The organism is Rhodopila sp. (assembly GCF_965277825.1).
GTDB lineage: Bacteria > Pseudomonadota > Alphaproteobacteria > Acetobacterales > Acetobacteraceae > Rhodopila.
Map to the genome: position 1 here is coordinate 3542078 of NZ_OZ255846.1, position 22627 is coordinate 3564704.

General features: G+C 64.9%; 20 protein-coding genes. 13 read left to right on the top strand and 7 right to left on the bottom strand.

The genetic code is table 11. The features are described 5' to 3' along the window. Positions 1-9: 9 nt before the first annotated feature. From ACQY4T_RS17385 to ACQY4T_RS17395, 3 genes are all read left to right on the top strand, one after another. On the top strand, positions 10-315 hold the full coding sequence (locus tag ACQY4T_RS17385; RefSeq protein ID WP_428533205.1) for a LapA family protein: 306 nt from the start codon (positions 10-12) through the stop codon (positions 313-315). A 126-nt stretch (positions 316-441) separates the two neighbouring features. Next, positions 442-1134 carry an orotidine-5'-phosphate decarboxylase gene (gene pyrF / locus ACQY4T_RS17390; RefSeq protein WP_428533208.1) on the top strand — a complete coding sequence of 231 codons (693 nt, stop codon included), beginning with the start codon at positions 442-444 and terminating at the stop codon, positions 1132-1134. Then, a complete protein-coding gene (locus tag ACQY4T_RS17395; RefSeq protein ID WP_428533211.1) occupies positions 1131-1754 on the top strand; it encodes a phosphoribosylanthranilate isomerase in 624 nt (207 codons plus the stop codon). The genes pyrF and ACQY4T_RS17395 overlap by 4 nt, the downstream gene beginning before the upstream one ends. 8 nt (positions 1755-1762) lie before the next feature. Here the strand turns inward: ACQY4T_RS17395 and phaR are convergent, their stop codons facing one another. Further along, positions 1763-2356, bottom strand: a complete 594-nt coding sequence (gene phaR / locus ACQY4T_RS17400) for a polyhydroxyalkanoate synthesis repressor PhaR (protein WP_428542953.1) — start codon at positions 2354-2356, stop codon at positions 1763-1765. 469 nt (positions 2357-2825) lie between these two features. Between phaR and ACQY4T_RS17405 the strand changes: the two genes are divergently transcribed. The 5 genes from ACQY4T_RS17405 to ACQY4T_RS17425 all read left to right on the top strand — a co-directional run bounded on the left by ACQY4T_RS17405 (position 2826) and on the right by ACQY4T_RS17425 (position 7840). After that, entirely contained in the window at positions 2826-4064 is a 1239-nt protein-coding gene (locus tag ACQY4T_RS17405) for an alpha/beta fold hydrolase (RefSeq protein ID WP_428533214.1), read from the top strand. 49 nt (positions 4065-4113) lie between these two features. After that, positions 4114-4827 carry a haloacid dehalogenase type II gene (locus ACQY4T_RS17410; protein ID WP_428533217.1) on the top strand — a complete coding sequence of 238 codons (714 nt, stop codon included), beginning with the start codon at positions 4114-4116 and terminating at the stop codon, positions 4825-4827. Between the two features lie 97 nt (positions 4828-4924). Continuing rightward, positions 4925-6097: an acetyl-CoA C-acetyltransferase gene (locus ACQY4T_RS17415; RefSeq protein ID WP_428533220.1), complete on the top strand. Its 1173-nt coding sequence runs from the start codon at positions 4925-4927 to the stop codon at positions 6095-6097. A gap of 69 nt (positions 6098-6166) precedes the next feature. Next, positions 6167-6889 (top strand): acetoacetyl-CoA reductase, encoded by a 723-nt coding sequence (gene phbB / locus ACQY4T_RS17420; RefSeq protein ID WP_428533223.1) that lies wholly within the window; start codon positions 6167-6169, stop codon positions 6887-6889. 75 nt (positions 6890-6964) lie between these two features. After that, on the top strand, positions 6965-7840 hold the full coding sequence (locus tag ACQY4T_RS17425; protein WP_428533226.1) for a TauD/TfdA dioxygenase family protein: 876 nt from the start codon (positions 6965-6967) through the stop codon (positions 7838-7840). 142 nt (positions 7841-7982) lie between these two features. Here ACQY4T_RS17425 and ACQY4T_RS17430 read toward each other — a convergent pair whose 3' ends face one another. After that, positions 7983-8768, bottom strand: a complete 786-nt coding sequence (locus tag ACQY4T_RS17430; protein ID WP_428533229.1) for an ABC transporter ATP-binding protein — start codon at positions 8766-8768, stop codon at positions 7983-7985. 228 nt (positions 8769-8996) lie between these two features. On the opposite strand from ACQY4T_RS17430, the gene trxB reads away from it, so the two are divergent. Both trxB and ACQY4T_RS17440 read left to right on the top strand, forming a co-directional pair. Continuing rightward, entirely contained in the window at positions 8997-9965 is a 969-nt protein-coding gene (gene trxB / locus ACQY4T_RS17435) for a thioredoxin-disulfide reductase (protein WP_428533232.1), read from the top strand. Positions 9966-10104: 139 nt separating this feature from the next. Next, complete coding sequence (locus ACQY4T_RS17440; protein ID WP_428533235.1) at positions 10105-10989, top strand: LysR family transcriptional regulator; 885 nt, start codon at positions 10105-10107, stop codon at positions 10987-10989. 170 nt (positions 10990-11159) lie between these two features. Here ACQY4T_RS17440 and ACQY4T_RS17445 read toward each other — a convergent pair whose 3' ends face one another. From ACQY4T_RS17445 to ACQY4T_RS17455, 3 genes are read right to left on the bottom strand one after another with little or no spacing between them, the layout of a single operon-like run. Beyond that, the gene (locus ACQY4T_RS17445) at positions 11160-12722 is read right to left on the bottom strand and encodes a pyridoxal phosphate-dependent decarboxylase family protein (protein ID WP_428533238.1); all 1563 of its coding nucleotides are present in this window, start codon (positions 12720-12722) and stop codon (positions 11160-11162) included. Between the two features lie 27 nt (positions 12723-12749). Then, a complete protein-coding gene (locus tag ACQY4T_RS17450; protein WP_428533241.1) occupies positions 12750-13838 on the bottom strand; it encodes a glycoside hydrolase family 5 protein in 1089 nt (362 codons plus the stop codon). Then, the gene (locus ACQY4T_RS17455) at positions 13835-14815 is read right to left on the bottom strand and encodes a glycosyltransferase family 2 protein (protein ID WP_428533244.1); all 981 of its coding nucleotides are present in this window, start codon (positions 14813-14815) and stop codon (positions 13835-13837) included. The genes ACQY4T_RS17450 and ACQY4T_RS17455 overlap by 4 nt, the downstream gene beginning before the upstream one ends. Positions 14816-14877: 62 nt before the next feature. Here ACQY4T_RS17455 and ACQY4T_RS17460 point away from each other — a divergent pair, with 62 nt between their 5' ends. Further along, positions 14878-16332 (top strand): hypothetical protein, encoded by a 1455-nt coding sequence (locus ACQY4T_RS17460; protein WP_428533247.1) that lies wholly within the window; start codon positions 14878-14880, stop codon positions 16330-16332. A gap of 3 nt (positions 16333-16335) precedes the next feature. Next, positions 16336-17217: an alpha/beta fold hydrolase gene (locus tag ACQY4T_RS17465; protein ID WP_428533250.1), complete on the top strand. Its 882-nt coding sequence runs from the start codon at positions 16336-16338 to the stop codon at positions 17215-17217. Positions 17218-17222: 5 nt separating this feature from the next. Here the strand turns inward: ACQY4T_RS17465 and ACQY4T_RS17470 are convergent, their stop codons facing one another. Together ACQY4T_RS17470 and ACQY4T_RS17475 are read right to left on the bottom strand one after the other, a co-directional pair. After that, positions 17223-18125 carry a fatty acid desaturase gene (locus tag ACQY4T_RS17470; RefSeq protein WP_428533253.1) on the bottom strand — a complete coding sequence of 301 codons (903 nt, stop codon included), beginning with the start codon at positions 18123-18125 and terminating at the stop codon, positions 17223-17225. Between the two features lie 117 nt (positions 18126-18242). Next, on the bottom strand, positions 18243-20129 hold the full coding sequence (locus tag ACQY4T_RS17475) for an AMP-binding protein (protein WP_428533256.1): 1887 nt from the start codon (positions 20127-20129) through the stop codon (positions 18243-18245). A gap of 357 nt (positions 20130-20486) precedes the next feature. Between ACQY4T_RS17475 and ACQY4T_RS17480 the strand changes: the two genes are divergently transcribed. Continuing rightward, positions 20487-22574, top strand: a complete 2088-nt coding sequence (locus ACQY4T_RS17480; protein ID WP_428533259.1) for a hypothetical protein — start codon at positions 20487-20489, stop codon at positions 22572-22574. The last annotated feature ends 53 nt before the right edge of the window (positions 22575-22627 follow it).

Here is a 22627-nt window from a genome sequence, read left to right on the forward strand (position 1 = left end):
AGGTTGGCCATGGTTTTCTTGATCGTCACATTCTTGCTCTGCCTGCCACTGGTGTTGTTCTTGCTGTCCAACACCGAGGTCGTTCGGCTGGGCGTGTGGCCGACCGACTACGGCCTCGAGGTTCATCTGTCGATCGCCATCCTGGTTGCCATGGCGATCGCCTTTCTGCTTGGGGCGTTGGTGGTCTGGGTTTCCGAACTGTCGCAGCGGCGGCGGGCACGCCGGGCGGAGCAGAAGGTACGATTGCTGGAAGCGCAGATCGAGGCAATGCGTCCGGCGAATGCCCCGCGGATGTCACTGCCCCCTACGGCTTGATGAACGCCCGGCGGAACGGCACCCTTATGCCGCGTTCGAGGCCTGGACCGTTACCTGTGCCAGAGATTGGGTTGGCATGAAACCGCCTGCACAGCACCCTAGGCTGGTGCGTTCGGCCGTCAGCTAATGCAAACCGCGAGCAGGCTGATCGTTGCGCTGGACACAGCCGATCTCGGCCGGGCACGGTCATGGGCCGATGCCGTCAGTCGACATGTCGGACTGCTGAAAGTTGGCCTCGAGTTCTTCCTGGCGAATGGCGCCCCGGGCTTCGCGGCCATCGGCGGCGCTCCGATCTTCCTGGACCTGAAGCTGCACGACATACCCAACACGGTAGCTGGTGCGGTGCGGGCGGTGCTGCCGCTGAAGCCCAGGATGCTGACCGTTCACGCAGGCGGCGGACCGGCGATGATCCGGGCCGCGCATCAGGCCGCGGCAAGTGCGGGTGACGACCGCCCGATGATCCTGGCTGTAACGGTATTGACCAGCCTGGATCAGGAAGATCTCTTCGGCGTTGGAGTAGCCGGCCCTGTAGTCGAACAGGCACTCCGCCTCGGCCGCCTTGCCGTCGAATGCGGTGCCGACGGGCTTGTCTGCAGTCCGCAGGAGGTTGCCCCATTGCGCCAGGCGCTTGGCGCCTCGGTCAAGCTGATCGTCCCGGGAATCCGCCCGGCCGGATCGAGCGCCGACGATCAGGGGCGCACCATGACCCCGGCCGACGCGATCGCGGCCGGCGCGGATTGGATCGTGGTCGGGCGCCCGATCACGGGTGCGAGCGATCCAGGCCTGGCCGCGGCCGACATCGCCGTCGGTATCCGATGACCAAGGTCAAGATCTGCGGTGTCAACGATCCGATCGCATTCGACACGGCGGTCGAGGCTGGGGCCGACTGGGTCGGATTCGTGTTCTTCCCCCCCTCCCCTCGGTACATCACTCCGGAGACTGCCCGCGCGTTGTCACGCCGAAGCACCGCCGGGCCGATCCGCGTCGGCCTGTTCGTGGATCCGACGCTGGCGACGATCGCTCAGGTGCTCGATGTGGTGGCGCTCGACGTGCTACAGATCTACGGCGCGCCGGAAGCGCTGGCCGCGATCGAGGGGCGGTTTGCCCTGCCGGTCTGGCGCGCGATCGGCGTCGGCAGCGGCGCCGATCTTCCGCTCGATGCGTGGGGCGCCGAGCGGCTTGTGCTTGAGGCCAGGACGCCAGCGGGGGCAGACCGGCCGGGCGGCAACGCGACGACGTTCGATTGGTCGGTTCTGCGCGGCTGGTCGGCGCCGGCGCGTTGGGTATTGGCGGGTGGCCTGACCGTGGGCAATATCGCAAGCGCGGTCGGTCAAACCGGTGCCGAATCGGTCGATGTCTCGTCCGGGGTTGAAAGCAGCAGAGGCGTGAAGGATGCAGCCCTGATCAGGGCGTTTATTACCGCTGCAAAGGGCGTATAGCGGCCTGCCTACTGCTTCCTGGCCGCTTCCAGTTCACGCTGCAGCCGCTCGATCTCAGCGCGAAGGGCTTCGATCTCGGTTTCAGGGGCGGTGGACGGGTTGGCACTTTCGGTGCCGCGATAGAATGGCGTGAACAGGCTGAATGCCCGTTCCATCATCGCCATATTTTGCCGGCCGACTTCCTCGATATTGCCGAACGGAAATAGTGTACCCATGGTCTTTTGCATCGCCGCGCGCATCTGCTCTTGCTGCTGAGCGAACGAAGTCATGGCATGTTCGAGGTATTTGGGCACCAATCCCTGCATCGACCCGCCGTACAAACCAATCAGTTGGCGCAGGAAGTTGATCGGCAACAGATTCTGACCCTTGCCCTCTTCCTCGACGATGATCTGGGTCAGTACGCCGCGGGTGATGTCGTCGCCGCTTTTGGCGTCATAGACGACAAAATTCCGCCCTTGCCGAACCATGTCGGCCAAGTTGTCCAGCGTGATGTAGCTGGAGCTCTCGGTGTTATAAAGTCGCCGGTTCGCATACTTCTTCACCACGACCGGAGGCTTTTCGCCGGCATCTGTTTCCGGCAGGGTCGCAACGGGCACAGCCATGCATACCTCGCATTTATAGCTTTTCCTACCGCGTATTTCGCAGGTGCGATAGGGTGAATCCGTTCCTGATCCCTGCGGGTTGGGTGGGTTTGACGTTTCGCGGCCGACTGCATCGCCCAGGGTCCGGCTTGCGAGGAGGACGGATGCGGCATGGCAAGGGACGCCGGTTTGGACGATACCGAACGTGCCGACGAGGGAGGGGAGACCAATGGCCGCGATCTTGGGGGCCGCGATCTTGGGGGCCGCGACTCTGGCCGGCACGAAGCCGGGTTGGACGGCACCGATCCGCACGGCGGCGATACCCCGGACGCCCGCAAGCTGGCGCAGGATTGGATCACCCTGTGGCAGAGCGAACTCTCGGCGATCGCGGCAGACCCCGAAATCCGCGAAACGTGGCAGACGATCATGGGGCTTTGGGCGGGCAGCATGTCGGCGGTCCTGCGCGGGCTTCTGCGCGACCCAGCCGCACATGACCAAACGCACCGACGCCCCCGGGCCGCTGATGCGGCGCGGCCCGCGGCCTCTGCTGCTGCACCTGACGCTCGCGATGCTGAGATCGAACGTCTCGCGCGCCACGTCGCCGCTCTGGAACGCCGATTGGGGGAACTCGAACGTGGCGGCGATCCTGCGATCGGTCCAAAACGCGGTGCGGGACGCAAACCACGGCGTTGATTTCCCTGCCGCTTTGGTGGCTGAGACGCTGCGCCAGGACGCCGCACTGATCGAAGGCATCGCGGCCTATCGACGACACGACTGGCGGCGAACGCTGATTGACCCGCCAGCGATCTGGTCGGAGGGTGGCACGCGGTTGCTGGACTATGGCTCGGTCGCGGACCCGCCGGTTCTTTTCGTGCCGAGCCTGATCAATCGATCCTATGTGCTCGATCTGGACCAGAACCACTCGATGCTGCGTTGGTTGGCGGGTCAGGGTGTCAGGCCGTTGCTGCTGGATTGGGGCTGGCCGGAGGCAATCGAGCGGCGGTTCAGCTTGACTGACTATGTGGCTGGCCGGATGGAGCGGGCGATGGCCGCCGCCGCGGAGGCCGCCGGTCAGCCGCCGGTGCTGGCAGGCTATTGCATGGGGGGCACGCTAGCGGTGGCGGCGGCGCAACGGCGGCCGGACCTGATCAGCGGGCTGGCGTTGCTGGCGGCGCCATGGGACTTCCATGCGCCCGACCCGGAACGAGCGATCCAGGCGGCGCGGACGCTGCCTCTGCTGGAACCAGCCTTGGCGTTCGGCGACGCGCTTCCGGTCGATCTGCTGCAATCGCTGTTTGCGCTGCTGGACCCTTGGGGGGTTGCCGAGAAATACCGCGATTTTGCCCGGCTGCCGCAACGCGGCGCGCGTGCGAGGCTTTTCGTGGCGCTGGAGGACTGGCTGAACGACGGCGTGCCGCTGGCGGCCGAGGTCGCCCGCGCCTGCCTCGGCGAGTGGTACGGCGAGAACGCGCCCGCCCGGGGCAACTGGCGAATTGCCGGCCTGCCGGTCGATCCGACCGCGATCAGCAAGCCGAGCTTCGTTGCGATCCCCGGCCGGGATCGTATCGTGCCGCCCGAATCGGCTCGTCCGCTGGCCGAACTGATCCACGGTGCTGTCCTGCATCAGCCTGCGGCCGGCCACATCGGCATGGCGGCTGGTGCCCGGGCGGAATTCTCGCTGTGGCGTCCGTTGCGCGAATGGCTGGGCGACCTGCCAGGGTTCGCTTGACCGGAAACCGTGCCGGGTTTTTCCTGGTTCGACATCTGGGAGGTCCAACATGGCCGGCAAGCAACCCGTGGCTATCGTGTTCGATACGTTCGGTTCGGTTGTCGATTGGCGATCCAGCCTGATCGCCGACCTCACCGCGCATGGCTCCAAACGCGGGGTGAGCGCCGATTGGCCGGCTTTGATCGATGCATGGCGAGCCGCCTATCAGCCCTCGATGCAAAGGGTGCGCAGCGGCGAGATACCATGGATGACGCTGGATAAGCTGCATCGCGCCTCGCTGGACCGTCTTGTAGCCGAGTTCGGAATCAAGAACTTGTCCGAGGACGACCTGGTACACATCAACCTGGGCTGGCATCGTCTGCATCCCTGGGCTGATGCCATACCTGGCCTGACGCGGCTGAAGTCGCGCTTCATCATCGGGCCGCTGTCGAACGGGAATGTCTCGCTGTTGCTCGACATGGCGAAATTCGCCGGCATTCCCTGGGACATGATCTTCGGGTCGGATTTGTTCGGGCATTTCAAACCCGATCCGGAGACCTATCTTGGCGTCGCCAGGATGCTGGATTTGCGGCCGGACCAGGTGATGATGGCGGCGGCGCACAACGGTGACCTGGCCAAGGCACGGGCCTGCGGACTGCTTACCGCGTTCTTCCCGCGCCCGGCAGAATATGGGCCGCACCAGCAAAGAGACTATGCGGCGGATCAGGATTGGGACATCGTCGCGACCGACATTCAGGACATGGCCGGACGTCTTGGGGCGTGATGCCAAACTTGCATTTCGCTGTGACGGCACGCACTTGATTGATGTCGACAGTACGCGGCAAGTCGCGGGATGAACCGCGGACAGGAGGAGCAAAGACATGGATGACATCGTCATCGTCTCGGCGGCACGGACCCCGGTGGGCAGCTTCAATGGTGCGTTGAGTGCAGTGCACGCTCAGAACCTTGGAGCAGTCGCGCTGAAGGCCGCGATGTCCCGCGCCGGCCTCGAAGCGGCGGAGGTGGATGAGGTAATCTTTGGCCAGGTGCTTGCCGCCGGTGAGGGGCAGAATCCGACCCGTCAAGCGGCGCGGTTTTCCGGCATCCCCGACTCGGCGACCGCTTTCGGCATCAACCAGGTTTGCGGCTCTGGTTTGCGCGCTGTCGCACTGGCGGCGCAACAGATCCGCACCGGCGAAAGCAGCATCGTCGCCGCCGGCGGGATGGAGAGCATGAGCCTGTCCGCGCATGCTGCGCATCTGCGCAATGGCACCAAGATGGGCGGGTTGGAATTCGTGGACACCATGCTGAAGGACGGCTTGTGGGACGCGTTCCACGGCTACCACATGGGCAACACTGCTGAGAACGTCGCCAGCAAGTATCAGATCTCGCGCGAGCAGCAGGACGCATTCGCGCTGGCCTCGCAGCAGAAGGCGTCCGCCGCGCAGAAATCCGGTCGCTTCAAGGACGAGATCGCACCGGTCACGGTGAAAGGCCGCAAGGGCGATGTCGAGGTGATGGATGACGAGTACATCCGTCATGACTCCACCGCCGAGGGAATGGCGCGCCTGCGCCCGGCGTTCAGCAAGGACGGTTCGGTCACCGCCGGCAATGCCTCGGGGATCAACGACGGCGCCGCGGCGTTGATCGTGATGACCGCTGGCGAAGCGAGCAAGCGCGGTCTGCAGCCGCTGGCTCGCATCGCCGGATTCGCCACTGCCGGGGTCGATCCGGCGATCATGGGGACCGGGCCGATCCCGTCTACCCGCAAGGTCCTGACCCGTGTCGGCTGGAAGCCGGACGATCTGGACCTGATCGAAGCCAATGAGGCGTTCGCCGCGCAAGCGCTGGCGGTCAACAAGGACCTTGGCTGGGACACCGGCAAGGTGAACGTCAATGGCGGCGCGATCGCAATCGGCCACCCGATTGGTGCGTCGGGCGCCCGCATCCTGACGACGCTGTTGCACGAGATGCAGAAGCGCGATGCCAAGAAGGGCCTGGCGACGCTCTGCATTGGCGGTGGCATGGGAGTTGCGATGGCGCTGGAGCGCTGATCCGTCGGGTATGGGGTTTCGCCTGAGTAAGACTGCAAAAGTCCGGAGCAACAATAACGGGAGGCAGCTATGGCACGCGTCGCATTGGTTACAGGCGGCACCAGGGGAATCGGTGCGGCGATCAGCCTGGCGCTCAAATCCCAGGGCCGAACCGTGATCGCCAACTACGCGACGAACGATGCGGCGGCTGAGTCGTTTCAGGCGGAAACCGGCATTGCGGTCATCAAGTTCGATGTCTGCGGCTTCGAGGCCTGCGAAGCCGGCGTTGCCAAGATAACCACCGAACACGGACCGATCGAGGTTCTGGTGAACAACGCCGGCATCACCCGTGACGGTACATTACCGCGGATGCGACGGGACATGTGGGACGCGGTGCTGGACACCAACCTCGGGTCCTGCTTCAACCTGTGCAAGTTGACGTTCGACGCCATGCGCGAGCGCAAGTTTGGGCGAGTGGTGAATGTCGGCAGCGTCAATGGACAGGCGGGCCAGTATGGTCAGGTCAACTACGCCGCTGCCAAGTCCGGGATCCATGGCTTTACCAAGGCGCTGGCGCAGGAAGGTGCTCGTTATGGGATCACGGTGAATGCGATTGCACCAGGCTACGTCGATACGGAGATGGTGCGCTCCGTTCCAGGAGACGTGTTGAGCAAGATCGTGGCCAAAATCCCGGTCGGACGCCTTGGCCACGCCGAGGATATTGCCCGCGGCGTATCGTTCCTGACCGCCGATGACGCCGATTTCGTTACTGGGTCGACGATCTCGATCAACGGCGGGATGCACATGTATTAAGCGTGCAGGTGTCGCGATCTTGCCAGCTGCGTGGCGCAGGAGGCATCATTCCCACAGGGAAGGAGACCGCAGAGCATGAACGCACCACGCAATACGCAATATCGTCACCTGGAGGTGCATAAGATTGCCGGTTCGCTGGGGGCCGAGGTCCACGGTGTCGATCTGTCGCGCGACGTCTCGGACCAGGCTCTGGCGGAACTACGCGCTGCCCTGCTGGATAATCTGGTGATCGCGATCCGCGATCAGAACATGACGCCAGCGCAGCAACTGGCCTTCGCACGGCGCTGGGGCGAGATCCACCTGCACCCGTTCATGGAAGGCATGGCGGACTACCCGGAGATCCTGGCGATCATCAAGCGGCCGACCGACAAGAAGAATTTCGGCGGGTCCTGGCATACCGACCAGATGTTCTCGCCCTGCCCGGCCATGGGTACGATGCTCTATGCCAAGGAAGTGCCATCAGCTGGCGGCGACACGTTATTCACCAACCAGTATCTGGCCTATGACAGCCTGTCGGATGCGATGAAGACGATCGCCAGGCAACTGCGCACCGTGTGTGTCGGGGACAACTTCAAATCGGCCAACGGACTGTCGCGCAAGGACCGCTATAGCGGGCAGATGAGCGAGATGAAGGTCAAGGATCCGGGCAACGTGCAGACCACCAGCGTGCATCCGCTGGTGCGCACGCATCCCGAAACCGGTCGCAGGTTGATCTATATCGGCGGCCATGTGCAGCATTTCGACGGCATGACGGACGAGGAGAGCCAGCCGTTGATCGACTTCTTCATGCGGCAATCGATCCGCCCGGAACACACCTGCCGGGTCCGCTGGCAGACCGGCACGCTGACGTTTTGGGATAACCGCTGCACCCAGCACTTCGCGGTCAACGACTATCCCGCCGAGACCCGAATCATGCATCGTATCACAGTTTGCGGCGACCAGCCGTTCTGATGTTTTGAGCGCGAATTCGGCTCCACTTCAGCCGGGTGTCCTGTGCAGCGAGGCGTCTTTCTGGTTCGCGAATCCGAGGTTCGCTCCATAGTTGCGGACCTCGGTGCCGGGCCCCTCAGTGAGCGTCATTCGGTGTGGGGGATCAGGCCGAGGCAGGGGTGCCCAGGTAGGCGCGGATGACATCCGGATTCTGGCGAACCTCATCGGGCCTGCCGTCGGCGATTTTGCGCCCAAAATTCACCACCACCACCTTGTCGGAGACCGACATCACCAAGCTCATGTGATGTTCGACCAGAAGCACGGTGACACCCTGCACGTCGCGCACACGGCGGATCTGGCTTTCAAGCGTATGCACCTCCTCGTGGTTCAGGCCGGCGGCTGGTTCGTCCAAAAGCAGCAATTTGGGTTCGGCGGCCAGCGCGCGAGCGAGTTCGACTCGCTTTCGGATCGGGAACGGCAGGCCGGCGGCGACACGGTGGGTGAACGCACCGAGATTCATGAACTCGATCAGGTCCATTGCCTTTTCACGCACGGCTGGTTCCTCACGCCCGACCGAAGGTAGCCGGAGGGCGCTTTCGACGAAACCGGCGCTGGTCCGGCTGTGGCGGCCGACCATCACATTCTCCAGCACGGTGAGCCGATCAAACAGCGCAACGTTCTGGAAGGTCCGGCCGATGCCGATCATCGGGATCTTGTGCCGGGGCACCGCAAGGACCGATTTGCCGGCGAAGGTGATCTCACCGGCACTGGGCTGGTATAGCCGGCTGAGACAATTGAACAGCGTGGTCTTGCCGGCGCCATTGGGGCCGATCAATCCAGCGATCTGTCCGGCCATCACGTCGAAGCTGACATCGTCGAGCGCAACGACGCCGCCAAAGCGAAGCGTGATGCCTCGGACCGAAAGCAGCGGCGACGAATTTTCCGCCATGTGTCGATAGGTCCCCCAGGTGCCGAGGTGGACCGCGATGGCGGACCGATCCGTCGGATGATCTGACAATGCGCAAGCACTGCGCGGGGCGCAAGCGGCCGCGTTCATGGCGTACCGCCTGCTGGTGGCCGAACGGATGCAATGAAGAGCGCCGCATTGCGTCCGTCCCACTGGTGCGGGCCAGGGCGCTTGCTTGCTCCGGACGCCGGGGCGCCGATATGTTTGGACATGAGCGCAACGCATCACACCAAGGTCCTGATCATCGGCGCCGGGCCGGCCGGCTATACCGCGGCGATCTACGCGGCGCGCGCCAACCTCTCGCCGATCCTGGTGGCCGGGATGCAGCCGGGCGGTCAGCTCATGATCACCACTGACGTCGAGAACTATCCAGGCTTCGCCGAGGTCATCCAGGGGCCTTGGCTGATGGAACAAATGGAGGCCCAGGCCGCCCATGTCGGAACCCGGATCGTCCACGACCTGATCACCGGCGTGGATTTCTCTGCCCGGCCGTTCCGCTGCCCTGGCGACTCGGGCGATGACTACACCGCCGATGCGGTCATTGTCGCCACCGGCGCGCAGGCCCGCTGGCTGGGTCTCGAATCCGAGCAGATCTTGCAGGGCCGCGGCGTTTCGGCCTGCGCCACCTGTGACGGTTTTTTCTATCGCGGCAAGAGTGTAGCAGTCGTCGGTGGCGGCAACACCGCGGTCGAGGAAGCGCTGTATCTGACGCACCACGCCGACAAGGTTACTCTGATCCATCGCCGCGACAGCCTGCGTGCCGAGAAAATCCTGCAGACACGGCTGTTTGCCCATCCCAAGATCGACGTCATCTGGAACAGCACGGTCCAGGAGATACTGGGAGGCGGCGTGCCCGAGGTGGTGACCGGCGTCCGGCTGCACAACCAAGCCACCGGCGCCGAGGCGGTTGTTGCCGCCGACGGGGTCTTCATCGCCATCGGCCATACCCCGACGACAGCGATTTTTGCCGGCCATTTGGACATGGACGCGGACGGGTACATCCGCACCACGCCTGGCACCACGCGCACCTCGGTTCCCGGGGTGTTCGGGGCGGGTGATGTGCAGGACAAGATCTTCCGTCAGGCGGTTACCGCGGCCGGAACCGGGTGCATGGCAGCGCTGGAAGCGGAAAAATTTATTGCCGAGCACGAAATCGAGCCCGTGGCGGCGGCGGAATAGGCAAAATTTGCCCGGCGTCGCCAAATATCGTCACATGACTCGTGCAACTACGTTTAGGCTTGTTACACCGCTCACAAGCGCTGTGAGTGGCTGAACCAGTGCGGCTCCGATCCGACCGGCCGCCGGGAGAGGCTTCGAAATGGATTGGGATAAGCTGCGCGTCTTTCACGCCGTGGCGGAAGCCGGCAGCTTCACGCACGCCGGAGACACGTTGAGCCTGAGCCAATCGGCGGTCTCGCGGCAAATTTCGGCGCTGGAGGAGGCGCTGCAGGTTCCGCTGTTCCATCGTCACGCACGCGGGCTGATCCTGACCGAGCAGGGCGAGTCGCTGAACCGCACGGTTCGGGAGGTGTTTGCCAAGCTGGCGATCACCGAGGCTTTGCTGACCGAGAGCAAGGAAAAGCCTGCCGGCCGGCTCAAAGTGACCACCACCATGGGGTTCGGGTCATCCTGGTTGGCGCCGCGGCTGCACGGTTTCCTCGAAGCCTATCCGGACGTGACGGTCTCGCTGCTGCTGGACGATGCCGAACTCGACCTGGCGATGCGGGAGGCCGATGTGGCGATCCGCATGCATCCGCCGAAGCAGCCCGACCTGGTGCAGCGGCATCTGATGACGATGCAGTGGCACGTCGTCGCCTCGCCGGAATACCTCAAGCAGCATGGGGTTCCGCAGCGCGCCGAGGACCTGGATGCGCATCGACTGATCCTGTTCGGTCAGCACCATCCCCCCGTGCAGGAGGTCAACTGGCTGGCCGATGCCGGGCGTCGGCCGGGCAATCCGAGGCGGGCGCTGCTTGAGGTCAACTCGATCCATGCCGTCCTTCTGGCGATCCGTTCGGGCATGGGCATCGGTGCGCTGCCTGACTACGTGGTGAGCGAGAACCCGGATCTGGTTCATGTTCTGACGTCGCTGAACGGGCCGAAGGTGGACGTGTTCTTCGTGTATCCGGAGGAATTGCGGAACTCGAAGCGGGTTGCGGTGTTCCGCGACTTCCTGCTGGCTCGGCTGGCGGAAATGCACTGACCTTCTGACTACGTGTCGGCGCTGACCGGCGACGTCAGATCTTTTGAGGCTGAGATACAGCTATTCCGGCAACGCGAGATCGGGTCAGGGGCTATGTCAGTTGCGCATGGCGGCTGCCGGTTATCGGCAGTGGTTGTGTTCGCGGGTGCAGTATAAGCATTGTACGTCAGTTACGGCAGCACCGCTGCCAGAGTTCCAGCGCCAGTCGCTGGAAAGGGGCCTTTGGTCCCTGCGTCTCCCAGACGTGAAGCCTCCCTGTATCCTTGCCCCCGGTGAATAGCCGGGGGCATTTTCTTTGCCGCCGTGGCGCGCGCGTGCCCTGCACGCAGGGTCGCATCGATGGTGATCGCCAGGTCGGCATGGTTGGTCCGATGATTCACGATCGCCGCGCGTATTGCCAGCACGCCATCGACGGTGGTGGTGGACGGGGCGGCGATTCCGGATTCCTGCAGATCGGCCACGATGTCGGCGTTCAACCGATCGAGATCCCCGTCGGCAGCGATATAGCGGAAACAGACGATGTTCAGCGCCGCCGGGGCCAGGCGCTGCAGCGCGGGCTCGCGGTCGATCATGGCGGCCATCGCGGCGGCGAGGTCACAGGTCTGCTGCGCGATCGCCCCGATGCGATCGGCGCCGTAGACCGACAAGGTCATCCAGACCTTTAGCGCTCGGAATCCGCGCGACAGGTCGGGGCCGAGATCGCACGGCCAGACGCCGCCGCCGGCCAATCCGCGTTGTTCGCGGCGAAGGTAGGCGGCCTCGGCGCCGAAGGTTTCCAATTGGCGGGACCGATCACGCACCAGGATGCAGCCGGCGTCGTATGGCACCTGCGCCCATTTATGAAAGTCGAACGCGACCGAGTCCGCGCGCTCGATGCCAGCCAACAGAGGTCGCAGCTTCGGCGCCAGCGCTGCGATCGCACCGAATGCGCCATCGACGTGAAACCACAAGCCTTGTTCGGCGGCGAAATCGGCAAGCGCGTCCAGGTCATCGATTGCACCGATATCGACGGTGCCGGCGGTGCCGACCAGCAGGAACGGCGACTTCCCGTTGACGCGGTCTTCCGTGACACGACGCGCCAGCGCATCGCGGCGCATCCGGCCTTGGCCGTCGCAGGGGATCATTCGCAAAGCCTCGCGCCCGAGGCCGGCCATTTCCATCGCGCGGGGCAGGCAGCCATGCGCCGCTACCGAGGTGTAGGCCACCAGTCCGGCGTCTCCGACGCCGCAGTGTCGGACCGTCGGCCCCAGGTTGGCGGATCGCGCAACCAGGACACCGATCAGGTTGGCGATCGAGGTTCCGGTGACCAGGACGCCGGAGGCGCTGGCGGGAAAACCCAGCATCTCGGCGGACCAGGCGATGACCTGGCGCTCGATTTCGATCGGAGCGTGGTCGCGGCCACCCAGGTTGGCATTCAATCCGCCGGCCAGGAGTTCGGCCAGCATCCCCACCGGATTGCCGCCGCCATGCACCCAGCCCATGAAGCGGGGATGCAGGTTGCCGGTGGAATACGGCTGCACCAGGCGTTGGAAATCCTGGTAAACCGACTCCGCCGGGGTTGGTCCTCGCGGCAGGGCGCGGCGTAGTTCCTGACGCGAGGCGTCGGGCATCGGGCGCCAGACCGGAGCCTCGCGCAGATTGGCGAGGTGGTCGAACATGTCATCCACCATGCGATGCCCAAGCGCACGCAGTTCGGACCAGTCGGCGGGATCGAGGCTCTCGTTGTCGCGCATATCGGATCACGCCCTCCTGGCGCGCAGTCACATCGGTGGCGTCATACCAAGTGCTGTCAGTACCGACGAATCCAACCTCGGCCGCCGGGCGGGCGGGCGGCTGACGCCGAGGCCCATGACGTCGTCGTAACCCCAAAGCGCCCAGCCGATGTCGCGTTTCGCCAGTGTGTCGCTGACGGTGTGCAGCCACGCCAGCCGCGCGGCGGGATTGAGATCGGCGCTTGCTCCGAATTCGCCTGCCAGCAGGCGCACGTGGTGTGCCCGACCCCAGGCCGCGGCGCGATCTATCGGGGCGGCGATGCGGGATGCATCCCAGCCAAGGCCGCAATAGTAGCGCATCAGCTCTCGGGTCGCGTTATCGGCGGAGCGATCGGCGGTCAGATCGCAGCGCATCCGGTCGTCCACCGGGAACGGCAGTCTGGCCACAGCGGTTCGATCAAGACCGGGCCGGTAGGCGGCCAGCGAGGTCAGTTCGGCGGGATCATAGAAGTGGAAGCTGTAGATGACGTTGGGATCGTCCTCTGGCGGAAGCGCCAGCAGGCCGCCGATGCTGCCCCAATCCTGACCGGTCAGCACGACGGTTGCGTGGGGCAGCGCGTGGCGGATGTCGGCCAGGAGACGGTGCTGCAGCGCCGCCCAGCCGGCGGGATCGTTTGTGAACACCGGCTCGTTGAGCACTTCGGGAACCGTATGGGCCGGGTCTAGCGGACGTAACGCCGCCGCCAGGGTTTTCCAAAATGCCGAAAGCCGTTCACGATCGGCCGGACTGGTTTCCAGCCGCCAGTCGTCCGGATGGGGAGAGACGACCACCGTCAGCCCCTGCCGCTGGATGCGCCGGATCGCCGCGATCAGCACCGAGCGTTGCGCCGGGCCATCGACTACCTGGGGATCGACCGCCAGCCGGACAAAATCGAAACCGGTGGCGCGCAGGTCGGCCAACGCCTGGTCGCTGAGGTAGGCACCGAGCGCTGCCGGGTCACGACTGGCGGGAAAGCGGAACCAGGCGGTGATGTTGATGCCCCGGGCGAGGGCGGGAGGCGCCGCGAACGGGTCCGCCCGGCCGCTTGCCGGATACAGCCAGGCCAGCAGCAACAAACCGATGCATAGACCCCTCACACCGAAACCTTCACCGCGCTGGGCACGAAGCGCTCGACCAGATAGAGCGGCCGCTGCTTGGTCTCGTTGAAGACGCGGCCGAGATATTCCCCGATCACGCCCAAAAACATTAATTGCACGCCGCCGAGGAACAGCACCACGGTCATCAGGCTTGGATAGCCGGCAACCGGGTTGCCGATGATCAGCGTCTTCACGATGACCTGCAGGGCGTAGATCACCGACAGCAGCGCCACCACCAGGCCAACATAGGTCGCGCATTTCAGCGGCATGACGGTGAAACTGGTGATCCCCTCGAGCGCCAGGTTCCAAAGCCGCCAATACGACCATTTGCTGACGCCGTTGCTCCTGGCTTGGCGGTCGTAGAGCACGTAGGTCGTCGGATAGCCGACCCAGGCGAACAGGCCTTTCATGAATCTGTGCTGCTCGCGCAACTGTCGTACGGCGTCGACGACGCGGCGGCTCATGAGGCGGAAGTCGCCGGTGTCTTCGGGCAATTTCAAGTCGCCCATACGCCGCATCAGCCGATAGAACCCCCGCGCGGTGCCGCGTTTCAGCCAGCTGTCGCCGGTTCGGCTGCGGCGTTTGGCGTAGACCATGTCGAATCCGGCGCGCCAGTTCGCGACCAGTTCGGGTATGAGTTCGGGCGGATCCTGCAGGTCGGCGTCGATCACCACCACGGCGTCGCCGGAGGCGTGGTCGAGGCCCGCGGTGATCGCCGTCTCCTTGCCGAAGTTGCGTGACAGACTGACGACGGCGACGCGGTCGTCGCCGCGATGCACGGCTTCCATCACCGCCAGCGTGTCATCGGTGCTGCCGTCATTGACGTAGACCACCTCCCAGTTTTCCAGGCTGGCCAGAGAGGTCACCAGGCGGCGGTGAAAATGGTCCAGACCGGTTGCCTCGTTGTACGCCGGAACAACCACCGAGATCGTCGGCTGCCAGGATCGCTGCACCGCGCGCGGAAACACTTCCTGCATAAGCACTCCGTTAACCATTGGCTGGTACAAGCGCTGGCAAAATGGCGCGAAAGTACTGAGAATTGGTTAACGCTGCGCAGCTTCGTACTCGGTATGCGGTGCTGCTGCTGGGCGCGGTGGTGCTGACCGCGGGCGCCTGGCTGCGCGGTGCGGAATACGACGAACAATACACGTTGTTGTTGACCGCCGGTGTCCCACGGCCGAGTTGGCCCGACACGGTGTTCCCCGCCGGCATGGTCGCGGCGATGCAATCCGGCCACGCGACGATGGCCGGCATCGCGCGCGATCTGCGAGCGACCGACGTGCATCCGCCGCTCTACTTCTGGGTGGTGGCTTGGTGGAGGGAGGTATTCGGTTCGGGCCTGTTTGCCGCCCGCATGTTGTCGGTGGGGTGCGGCGTGGTTTCCCTGGGGCTGGTGGGGTTGATCGCTCGGCGCTGCTCGATCGCGCCTGTCATGCCGATGCTGATGACGCTGGGCAGCTATGGATTTGCCTATACGAGTGTGGTGGCACGGGGTTTCGCCCCGGCGCAGATGCTGACGTTAGGGGGGCTTGCGCTGCTGCTGGGGCGGCGACCGCTGCTGGCGGGTTTTAGTCTGGGCGCGGCCTGCTGCTGCAACTACCTGGCGGTATTCGTCGCGGCGGCGGTGATCTTGGCCGCCGGCGCCTGGCCGGCAGTGCTGGCCGCTGCTCCGTTTCTGGCCCTGGACGGCTGGTTTTTTGCCGCCCAGCATGCGTCTCGGCAGGGCCAATTTCCGCCGTTCGCGGTCTTGCCAAGCGTTGTGCGATTGGCTGAATACCAGACCGCTGCGTTGTTCGGTGGCTTGCCGCTGTATGCCAGCGGGCCGGGCCAGGCCGCGGTCGCGGCGATGCTTGGCCTGCTGGTGGTGGGCATTGTGTTGCATGTGGCCGGGGCGGGACCGTTACGCGCCGGGCGGGGCGTGCGGATGGTTCTCGCGGCTTCAGTGGCGCCCCCGATTGGGCTGCTGCTGCTGGGCGCGGTATTCGACAACACGCCGATCGAGTTGCGGTATCTGTCGTTTGGCTTGCCGTTTATTGCGCTCTTGATCGCCTGGGCTTCAGCCTTGCCTCATCGACGCACACGGAACAGCGTTCGGGCTCTGGTCTTGCTTGTCCTGTTGACCGAATTCGCCGGAATCATCGGGCTGCTGTTTTCGCCACGCACGATGCAGCCTGCCCGCGCCGCGGCGGAAGCGGCCGGCCTGTTCCACGGCGAGGTCGTGCTATTGCCGCGCGGGAACGATGGTGTCGGCGTCGTCGGGGCCTTCGGCATCGAAGCGCCCCCTGCCCTGCCGCTTTTGCTGATTCGACTCGGCGATCCGATCGCCGCTCGCGTCGCGCCATATCACCGCGTCGCCCTCGCCGCGCTCGCGCAGGATCGCGACAGCGTAGCCGCCATTGCGGGTGCGCGCGCCGCGCTCGCCCAAGCCGGTTGGCGTCTGGTCGCGGATCGGTCCAATCTGGAGGTGTACGAACGAGCCAACGTGGGGGAGTAGGCGATGTTTTTCGAGGGCTTTACCCTGACGCATGTGGCCGTGCCGGGGGGCACGATCCGGTTGCGCCATGGCGGATCCGGACCGCCGCTGCTGTTGCTGCACGGCAACCCTCAGACCCATGCGATGTGGCATCTGGTGGCGCCGGCACTGGCTCAGCGCTTCACCGTAATCTGCCCGGACCTGCGCGGTTACGGCTTCTCGTTAAAACCGCCTGCCACTTCGGACCATGCGCCTTATGCCAAGATCGAGATGGCGAAGGACATGACCGCGGTGATGGATCATTTCGGGTTCGCGGAGTTCTTCCTCGCCGGCCATGACCGGGGTGCCCGGCTGTCGCACCGCATTGCGCTGGACAATCCGGACCGGGTGCTGAAACTCGCCGTCCTGGACGTCATTCCGACGATCGAACACTTCGAGCGGGCGGACATGGCGTTCGCGCTTGGCTACTACCATTGGTTCTGGTTCGCCCAGCCGTACCCGTTCCCGGAATGGCTGATCAACCGAGCACCGCGGGATTGGTGGCGCCAGCACACCAGTCGAGATCCGTCGTTACCGGACCTTTGCCATCCCGATGCGCTGAAGGATTATCTCGGTGCTGTCGATCAGCCGGAAATGGTGCGCGGCATGTGCGAGGATTATCGTGCCGCGGCCAGCATCGACCTGAAGCACGACCGTGCCACGCGGGCGGCGGGGATCAAGGTTCGTTGTCCAATGTTGGCGCTGTGGGGCGCGAAAGGAAAGATCGCTACGTGGTACGATGCGCTGGCGATCTGGCGAGGCTACTGCTACGCGACGGTAACCGGTGGTGCGGTTCAGTCCGGTCATTACATCGCGGAGGAAGCACCGGACGAGACGTTGGCCTGGTTTGATCGGTTCTTCGGTTAGGCGGGTCAGCGCCGCGCCAGCGACCGAGCGAGGGCGAGATTCCAGCGCAGGTAGCCCGGCTGGATATGTTCCAGCCTGTCGCGGATCAAGCCATGGGCGTCCGCCAGCCGGTGAAATGGTATCGACGGAAACAGATGATGTTCCGCGTGATACGGCATGTCCCACATCAGTAGCCGAACCGGCGCGCTGGTGAGAGTGGTCCGGGTGTTGGTCAGCCCGTTGCGATCCTCGGTACAGCCGGTATGTTCGGCCAACAGATAGGCTCGCAGCGGCGGCTGCCCGAGCAATTGCGGCCCGATCCAATACAGTAATGGCGTGAGCCAGCCGAACACCAGCATCGTGCATAATGACCCTCCGACCATGAGCAAGGTCATTGCCCGCCCACTGCGGATGATCTTTTCGGCCGCCGCGGCCGAAACGTATGGATATGCGCTGAGGTCTCCGCGCCAGCAATCGACCAGGACGCGAAGTCGCAACCTCCAGAATGGCACGCCCAGGATGCGCAAAACGTAACCGCCGATCGAGGTCGGGGAAGCCGCCGCGAGTTCCGGATCGAGCCCGGGGACCTGGGTGTTCCGATGGTGTGCCAGGTGATAGGCGGTGTAAAAATGCCAGTTCAGCAGCGACGGACAGGATGCCAGCCACCCGACGATCGCATTCGCGCGGCGCGACGCGAAGGCGGTCTGGTGCATTGTCTCATGCGCCGGCGCGAACAGTGCAACCTGTACACAGCCGAGTGCGAATACCGCGGGCAAGACGAGCCAGCCGGAGGCGATGGCCACCAACCAGCCGGCCGCAACCAGCAGCGAGATATGGATCGCCAGCCGAACGCCGCCGCGCAGGTTAGAGCGGCCTTGCAGCGCGCGAAGCTCCTGATTGTTCAATACACGGTCAGAGAGACCGGACATTCATCAACTCCTGCTCGATGCTTCGGCACGCACCATCCCGATGGCTCGAATTCGATCAGGATCCGAACTGCTTGCTGTCCGGACGGGCAAGTTTTGTGCCACCGGAAAGCGCACCTCCTAGTCCGCCAAGAGTGCGCGTAACTCATCCAGTGCCGTCGGGTCTTCGATCGTCGGGGGCGCCGGCGCGTCCTCACCATCGACGATCTTGCGGATGGTGGCGCGTAGAATTTTGCCGGACCGGGTCTTGGGCAACCTGGCGACGACCCGGGCGTCCTTGAAGGCGGCGACCGGGCCGATGCGTTCACGCACCAGGGCGACAAGATCGGCGGCGATATCGGACTCGGATCGGTCGACGCCGGATTTCAGCACCACAAATCCGATCGGGGTCTGGCCCTTGAGTTCGTCCCTGGCGCCGATGACGGCGCATTCGGCGACGTCCCTGTGGGAGGCCAGGACCTCCTCCAGCGATCCGGTGGACAGACGGTGACCCGCGACATTGATGATGTCGTCGGTGCGACCCATGACCCAGACGTCGCCATCGGTATCGATCACGCCGGCGTCGCCGGTGCGGTACCAGCCTGGGAAATCGGCGAGGTAGGACGCGCGATAGCCGTCGTCGTTCTGCCACAATGTCGGCCCGCAGCCAGGCGGCAGCGGCAGGCGTAGCGACAGGTTGCCGGTCGAGCCTTGCGGCAGCTCGCGCCCATCATCGTCCAGCGCATGCAGGTCGTAGCCGGGGCACGGACGGCCGCCGGAGCCGGGTTTGAACGGGAACAGCCCGAACTGTCGGAAGCCCGCGGTGATCGGCCAGCCGGTCTCGGTCTGCCACCAGTGATCGACGACCGGCTTGCCGAGCAGTTCGTGAGCCCAAACGCCGGTTGGGGGGTCGCATCGCTCGCCGGCAAGGTAGAGGGCATCGAGGCAGGAGATGTCGTGGTCGCGCGACAGTTTGCCCTCGGGGTCGCGCTGCTTGATGGCGCGCAAGGCGGTGGGGGCGGTGAACAGAACCTTGACTCGGTGCTGGGCAATCACCCGCCAGAACGCGCCGGCGTCGGGCGTGCCGACAGGTTTGCCTTCGTACATCACCGAGGTGCAGCCGCGCAGCAGCGGGGCATAGACGATGTAGCTGTGGCCGACGACCCAGCCGACGTCGGACGCGGTCCAGAACACGTCGCCGGCGTCGAGCCCGTAGATCATGCGCATGGAATTCCACAGTACGACGGCGTGGCCGCCGTTGTCGCGAACCACGCCCTTCGGCCGGCCGGTGGTGCCGGAAGTGTACAGCACGTAGAGCGGATCAGTGGCCAGGACCGGGACGCAGGCATGCGATGGAGCGGCTTCGACCCTAGCGTTGAAGTCGTGGTCGCGGCCCGGCGTCAAAGCCGCTTCGGCTTGTGGGCGTTGCAGGATCAGGCAGGCGTCGGGCTTATGCGGCGAAAGCGCGATGGCGGCATCGAGCAGCGGTTTGTATTCGACTACCCGGCCCGGCTCCAGCCCGCAGGACGCCGAGATGATGACCTTGGGTTTGGCGTCGGCGATGCGTGTCGCGAGTTCCGCCGCGGCGAAGCCGCCGAACACGACGGAGTGGATCGCGCCGAGGCGAGAGGTGGCGAGCATGGCAATCGCGGCCTCGGGGACCATGGGCATGTAGATGACGACGCGGTCGCCCTTGCCGACACCCAGGGACGCGAGGGCGCCGGCGAGTTTTTCGGTGCGGCCGAGCAGGTCGCGGTAGGTGAAGGTATTGACAGTGCCGGTCATCGGGCTGTCGTGGATCAGCGCGGGTTGGTCGCCGCGACCGTTTTCGACGTGGCGATCGAGGCAGTTGTAGCAGGTATTGAGCATGCCGCCGGCGAACCACTGGCCGAACGCACCTGCTCTAGGATCGAAGACCTTGTCCCAGGGCCTGGTCCAGGCGATGCCCTGCGCCTCAGCCGCCCAATACGCCTCGGGATCGCGCCTCCAGTCGGCGCAGGCTTCGGTGTAGGACGGGGCAGTGGTCATCGTGCGTTGCTCCCTGCTTCGTTGCGATGGTTTTCAGGCTGGATTTGTCGGCGGTCAAGGCCGGCTTGCACGGTGCGCGGCGAGGATTCTGGCGGGAGCGTGTGGGAGCCGGGCCGCGAACGATCATGGTCAGGCTTGCGCGGCAATGGGGAGCCGCGAAGGCGGAGGCTGAGGCTGCCGCGAGTTGATTTTCAACCGTATGTTAGTTATGCTTGCGCATAATGTTAGATTTTGTTAGAAGGTCCACAGAACCTGCCCGCGAACAGGGTTGATCGCGCCAAATTCGAAGGAAAGCCACCGGATGCTCGACCGCTGCATAATCGTCGCAGGCACCAACTTCGCTCCTAAGGCCGTGCCATGAGCGTTGTTCTGACCGGCTCGGGGCACCAGATCGTGATGGCCGCGCCGGGACGGCCGATGCTGCAAGCGCCGCTGCCGGTCAAGATGCCATGGGCGGGGCTGACCGGCTGGTGGGACGCCGGGCTTCCGACCGGCATGCTCAACAGCGCGGCAAAGCCGCTGAGTGCGTTCGGTGCCGCGGTCGCATCGGTCGCCGAGAAATCCGGCTCCGGGGCTCCGCTGGCGGTATGGCACGCGGCGTCCAGCGGATCCAACCCGCCATTGGCGACCCCTCGGCTTAATGGACTTCTGGGCGGCCTCGGCCTGAACACGATCGTGCCGCCGAATGTTCCGGGTGCCGGCCAGCAGCTTCCGCTGATGGACCCGGATCAGGGCCTGATCAGCGCGGCGATGAACCTCGGGTCTGCCGCCGCCTGGACGGTTTTCCTGGTTTGGTCGCGGCCGAACTGGCGGCAGAGTTCCGCCGCAGCCAGCACGTTGCTGAGCATCGCCGGCACCGAGATACTGGCCGCGGATAACAAGGGCGGCCAGCGGCTGGTGCTGTTCCCCGGCGTCCAGCAACGCGTGCTGAGCAACGCCTTGACGCGCCGGCACAGCCACGCCGTGGTGTTGCGCAATACGCCAGGCAGCGGGGTCGATGTCTGGCTTGACAACAACCAGGTCGTTGCCGCCGCGCCGAACCCAATGGCGCCGGCGCTGAGCGCGCCATTGCTGTTCCTGCATGACGGTGCGGCCGCGGGCGGGTCGGAATGCTGGTTCCATGAAGCCGCGGTCTGGGATCGCGCGCTCAGCAGTGACGGGATCGCCAGCGTTCTATCCTATCAATCGCGGTGGACCCGGGGGCCGCGCAAAGGCATCCAGGTGCTGGTCACCGGCCAATCCAACTGCGGCAATGGCCTGATCGATGGCGCGTGGCATCTGCTTGCCCAGGGCGTCGCGTGGCACCTGGGCGCGTTGGGCTTCGGCGTGGTCGGCAGCTATGGCAGCCCGCCGGCAGCGACCTGTATTCATGGCGAGGGGATGTATCCGGTGCCGGCTCTCGGCTTGACCGGATCCTTCCTCAACAACCCGAACGACGGCAGTGATCCCTCGACATGGGGGCTCGGCAGCGACGGGCTGGCGGTGCAGAATTGGCTGCAATCCAACACCGCGGCGGAGGATTCCGCCGACATCGCGGTGATCCTGTGGCCGTGGTCGGAGGACGACAGCACGCGCCAATACAGCGAGAAGGCAACCTACGGCGCCGCTGCACGGCGGTTTCTGTCACTCGAGCGCGGCATGCTATCGCGCTCGGTCGCGAGCCTGCCGCAGGTCTGGTGGTCGGCGATACCATTCGATTACGATGTCAATGACCCCGGCACGCAGATGCAACGCGAAATTGTGGCTGCCATGGCGGCGGATGGAACGCAGAACGTGACCGTGGTGCTGCCGCAAACCTCTGACAGCCTGCCGCGCAGCATCGGCGGACCGGCGTTGGTCTACGATGCGGCGACCGGGATCTGGAGCGGCGGTGACCCGCTGCATCGCGACATTCCCGACAACCGGCGTTTCGGCATGCTGGCGGCGTCGCTGGTGGCGCGCGCCGTCCTGGCGTCCGAGGGCGGCGATGCGATTGCCATCATTCCTCAGGGCATTGCCAGCGCGGGGGGGCCAGTGGTGACCACCGTTTATCGCGAGTCCGACAGCAGCCTGGTCATCACGGTGCGGCACGATTGCGGCACCGACCTGATCGTCCCGGCGACACAGGCGGCGCTTGGCAGCGGATGGGCGGTGATGGACGGCGGTTCGGTAGCCACGCCCCGCACGATCGTCACCGCGACCGCCTGCGCTCGACTGAACGCCACCCAACTGCGCATCACGCTGGCGCAGCCGCTGGCGAACCCGAGTACAGCTTGCCGGCTGTTTTATCCGTACGGCACCGGGATGATGGGCCGGGGCAATTCGGTCACCGACAATCTTTCGACGGTCACGCCGCCGGCCGGCTGGAACATCGCCGCCGACCTTGGGCCCGATTGGAGCCTCAACATGCCGGTGCATGTGCCGATGTCGATCGCGTCCGGCGTGGTGTTGAGTGATACGCCTTAGCGCCAACGGGGAGGCTGCGCCGGTGTCCGATTGCCGGGACCGCCCGAGGCGTT

Excerpts from the sequence above, each read along its gene's own strand:
- ACQY4T_RS17385 (WP_428533205.1), top strand. The coding sequence starts at position 10 with ATGGTTTTCTTGATCGTCACATTCTTGCTCTGCCTGCCACTGGTGTTG.
- pyrF (WP_428533208.1), top strand. The coding sequence starts at position 442 with ATGCAAACCGCGAGCAGGCTGATCGTTGCGCTGGACACAGCCGATCTC.
- ACQY4T_RS17395 (WP_428533211.1), top strand. The coding sequence starts at position 1,131 with ATGACCAAGGTCAAGATCTGCGGTGTCAACGATCCGATCGCATTCGAC.
- phaR (WP_428542953.1), bottom strand. The coding sequence starts at position 2,356 with ATGGCTGTGCCCGTTGCGACCCTGCCGGAAACAGATGCCGGCGAAAAG.
- ACQY4T_RS17405 (WP_428533214.1), top strand. The coding sequence starts at position 2,826 with ATGACCAAACGCACCGACGCCCCCGGGCCGCTGATGCGGCGCGGCCCG.
- ACQY4T_RS17410 (WP_428533217.1), top strand. The coding sequence starts at position 4,114 with ATGGCCGGCAAGCAACCCGTGGCTATCGTGTTCGATACGTTCGGTTCG.
- ACQY4T_RS17415 (WP_428533220.1), top strand. The coding sequence starts at position 4,925 with ATGGATGACATCGTCATCGTCTCGGCGGCACGGACCCCGGTGGGCAGC.
- phbB (WP_428533223.1), top strand. The coding sequence starts at position 6,167 with ATGGCACGCGTCGCATTGGTTACAGGCGGCACCAGGGGAATCGGTGCG.
- ACQY4T_RS17425 (WP_428533226.1), top strand. The coding sequence starts at position 6,965 with ATGAACGCACCACGCAATACGCAATATCGTCACCTGGAGGTGCATAAG.
- ACQY4T_RS17430 (WP_428533229.1), bottom strand. The coding sequence starts at position 8,768 with ATGGCGGAAAATTCGTCGCCGCTGCTTTCGGTCCGAGGCATCACGCTT.
- trxB (WP_428533232.1), top strand. The coding sequence starts at position 8,997 with ATGAGCGCAACGCATCACACCAAGGTCCTGATCATCGGCGCCGGGCCG.
- ACQY4T_RS17440 (WP_428533235.1), top strand. The coding sequence starts at position 10,105 with ATGGATTGGGATAAGCTGCGCGTCTTTCACGCCGTGGCGGAAGCCGGC.
- ACQY4T_RS17445 (WP_428533238.1), bottom strand. The coding sequence starts at position 12,722 with ATGCGCGACAACGAGAGCCTCGATCCCGCCGACTGGTCCGAACTGCGT.
- ACQY4T_RS17455 (WP_428533244.1), bottom strand. The coding sequence starts at position 14,815 with ATGCAGGAAGTGTTTCCGCGCGCGGTGCAGCGATCCTGGCAGCCGACG.
- ACQY4T_RS17465 (WP_428533250.1), top strand. The coding sequence starts at position 16,336 with ATGTTTTTCGAGGGCTTTACCCTGACGCATGTGGCCGTGCCGGGGGGC.
- ACQY4T_RS17470 (WP_428533253.1), bottom strand. The coding sequence starts at position 18,125 with ATGTCCGGTCTCTCTGACCGTGTATTGAACAATCAGGAGCTTCGCGCG.
- ACQY4T_RS17475 (WP_428533256.1), bottom strand. The coding sequence starts at position 20,129 with ATGACCACTGCCCCGTCCTACACCGAAGCCTGCGCCGACTGGAGGCGC.
- ACQY4T_RS17480 (WP_428533259.1), top strand. The coding sequence starts at position 20,487 with ATGAGCGTTGTTCTGACCGGCTCGGGGCACCAGATCGTGATGGCCGCG.